We start from the raw sequence: 2,883 nt of genomic DNA, 5'->3' as shown, positions 1-2,883 counted from the left end.
ATTAAAATTGGAGCAATTACTAGGTTCTGGCACTGGTCTCACTTTATCGGTGCGACCGTTGAGATCAGGCTGGGTTCTCCAACTGGAAAATTAATAGGTAAACCTTACAAGCTAATACCGCCGGATACTGAAGAAGGAGATGGGCCTTTCTTTGACGACGATTGGGAGGAGCCAATTTCTATGGATGTCTCGGAAGTGAATGGAATCCATGATTTATATATAGTAGTTCACAATTCAGAAGCTAAGGACAGTGACGCTTTGATTATTATGACCGGAATTGGATTTGAACAGTAAAAAAATGGGATCCTATCCTTAAAAAGGATAAATTGAAACTAATAAAGATGGATATCGATCATTCAAAAATACCTTCTAAGATTGTTTTTTACAATAGGGGTGTCCTACGCAAAGGATTGTCATGTTGGACTATGATAATCGCAATAACCGCGCTCCAGGCTCAAACCGGTAAAACTCCTGATGGTCTTACTTCTATATTTAACGGGAAGGATCTTTCGGGATGGCATATCAGCAAAACCAATCACCATGGAACTACGGGAAACTTTTCTATAAAGGATGGTTCCTTAGTTATGAAACAACATCCTTTTGGTCGAGGTGGAATTTTACTCACTGATAAGAAGTATGGGGATTTTGAACTATATCTTGAATTCAAAGGTGAAAACGGTACCAATGGCGGGATTTTTTTCCGGTCCAATGAAAGTGGTTCTGCCTATCAAATCGAAATTTCCGGGGATGGTGGAAAAGGGACGGGAAATCTGATAGGAGAAATGCTCCATACGACCACTACCGCGGACGCAACGGATTTAGAACGGGTATGGAATGAGGATGGGTGGAATTCCTTCCGTCTTCGGGTCGTTGGAGAAAAGCCACACATAACTTTATGGGTCAATGGGGTGCAGATGTGGGATGTACAAGCTGAACGCAATGATTTGATTGCAGATGCCACAGAAGGAATGATCGCTTTGCAGTTGCATTGGAGCCAATCTGTTTCTCCGGTACCCGGGGGTGACTGTTGTGATTACTCATGGAAGCCCGGGGCGGCACATGCTTACAGGAATATTGCTATAAAAGAAATAAAATAAATCCATCCATTTAGTATTGATATGGAAAGTCATAACTCGAATAAATGATATATGAGGGTAGCATTGGTATTGGTTTTGATCACGATCTTGGCAACGACCTCTATCTTGGCTCAGCAGAAAGCTACGGATACCAAAAAGCTTACCTGGACCAATGGGATTGGGATGGAATTTCGGTTGATCCAGCCGGGGAGTATGAGGGTAGGCCGGGTTGAACTTGAATGTCCAGACCCGCCCGACACGAGGGACGTGGACGAGAAGGAAAGGTGGACGCAAGAAGACTTCGAAAACTGTCAAAGATTGGCAAACCGTCATTCAAGACCAGGATTTATGGTGATCGTGGAAGAACCCTATTACATTGGTAAACATGAGGTGACCCAAGGGCAATGGGAAAAAGTAATGGGCTCAAATCCTTCTTTTTTTCAGGGAGATAAGATAGAAGGCGAATCTGGTCAACATCCCGTTGAGAATGTTACATGGTCGCAAGCTCAGGCTTTCATTAAAAAACTGAATTCATTGGATTCCACTGCGGAATACCGACTGCCGACGGAATTTGAGTGGGAATATGCCGCCCGTGCCGGAAACAGGGAACTGCTCTCATGGGGAGAAACCCGAGAAAGTGCCTGGATTCAGGATACCAATAAAGGCGGTACACGTCCTGTTGGCCAGATGAAACCCAATGCATGGGGCCTGTACGACATGTTGGGCAATGTATGGGAATGGGTAGCGGACTATTATAACAATAAAACCTTCCCGGACACTGTACCTCCCGAATCGGGTGAGGTCCACGTCTTGAGGGGAGGAAGTTTTATCTCCGATGTAGCCAATGCAACCTATTTCTATCACGCCGGTGGACCGGGGAATGGTTATGATGTAGGGTTTCGGATTGTAAGAGAGGTTAAATAATTTAAGTATAAGTATAAAATCGCTCTCTATTTTCCATTATTACCGTTTTAATGTGGACTTTTTCTTCCTTCCCCCTATCCACAAAAAGCGCCGTTCAGGGCGCAAGATTCCTGTCCAAAAGCACGTATTTGAATTTTACCACGACAGCCCCATGCCCTTTCCTTACCGCCTAAATTTTGTAAAATCTGTAAATTCTTCTTTGAAACCGTTGAACATCTCTTCCGAGCTGGGTAATTCGAAAAGCCAAATGGAAAAGTGCCATCTTTCTTTTGATCATGTTTCCAAAGTACTGTCTTTATCGAGGCCATTTCGGTAGAATATTTCCTCTAAATATGTACGCCAACCAAAACATTTTACCTAAACCATTTTGAGGTTTTTATGGTTTTACCTATTTTAACATAAAATGTAAGTAATTGATTTTCAATTATATAGATAAATATAAGACCCTATAAAACCAGTATTTCTGCGACTTATAACCCTAAGGTCCCTGGTTCGCGTCCAGTCCCCGCTACTAGAAATCAGGCAGTTACAAAAAATGTAGCTGCCTTTTTCATTGCCCGTGTTTCCACCCAATTAGATGAATATATTTGGATTGATGAAAATCAATCCATAAACAAATTGGGCAATACCAACGAAAACCAGGGGAACAGAGTGACCAAAACCAACACAATCCAACTGACCAGCAAAAAAGGAAGCCCTGCCCTACTGACCGCCCCTATCGATATCCTTCCGATACTGGAAGCCACAAAAAGACAGACCCCGACAGGTGGTGTTGTCAGGCCGATAATCAGGTTCAATACCGCAATAATTGCAAAATGGATAGGGTCGACATCTACCGCCAAGGCTACCTTCAGTAAAATCGGGAACAAAATCAATAACGCGG

The 2,883-nt window shown here is 43.0% G+C and carries 4 protein-coding genes; 3 read left to right on the top strand and 1 reads right to left on the bottom strand.

Annotated elements, in window-relative coordinates:
• The 3 genes from ACEW8S_RS20005 to ACEW8S_RS19995 all read left to right on the top strand — a co-directional run.
• Nucleotides 1-294 (top strand): hypothetical protein (locus tag ACEW8S_RS20005; protein WP_373519875.1); only part of this gene is annotated, 294 nt, incomplete at its 5' end.
• A gap of 47 nt (nucleotides 295-341) precedes the next feature.
• Nucleotides 342-1,097: a DUF1080 domain-containing protein gene (locus tag ACEW8S_RS20000; protein WP_373519874.1), complete on the top strand. Its 756-nt coding sequence runs from the start codon at nucleotides 342-344 to the stop codon at nucleotides 1,095-1,097.
• Nucleotides 1,098-1,148: 51 nt separating this feature from the next.
• The gene (locus ACEW8S_RS19995; protein WP_373519873.1) at nucleotides 1,149-2,000 is read left to right on the top strand and encodes a formylglycine-generating enzyme family protein; all 852 of its coding nucleotides are present in this window, start codon (nucleotides 1,149-1,151) and stop codon (nucleotides 1,998-2,000) included.
• 602 nt (nucleotides 2,001-2,602) lie between these two features.
• Here ACEW8S_RS19995 and ACEW8S_RS19990 read toward each other — a convergent pair.
• Nucleotides 2,603-2,883 (bottom strand): TRAP transporter large permease subunit (locus ACEW8S_RS19990; RefSeq protein ID WP_373519872.1); only part of this gene is annotated, 281 nt, incomplete at its 5' end.

Origin of the sequence: Pricia sp., assembly GCF_041745955.1 — a bacterium.
Taxonomy (GTDB): domain Bacteria; phylum Bacteroidota; class Bacteroidia; order Flavobacteriales; family Flavobacteriaceae; genus Pricia.
Note: the sequence above shows the minus strand (reverse complement) of the source record. Positions and strands in the feature narration are given on the sequence as shown.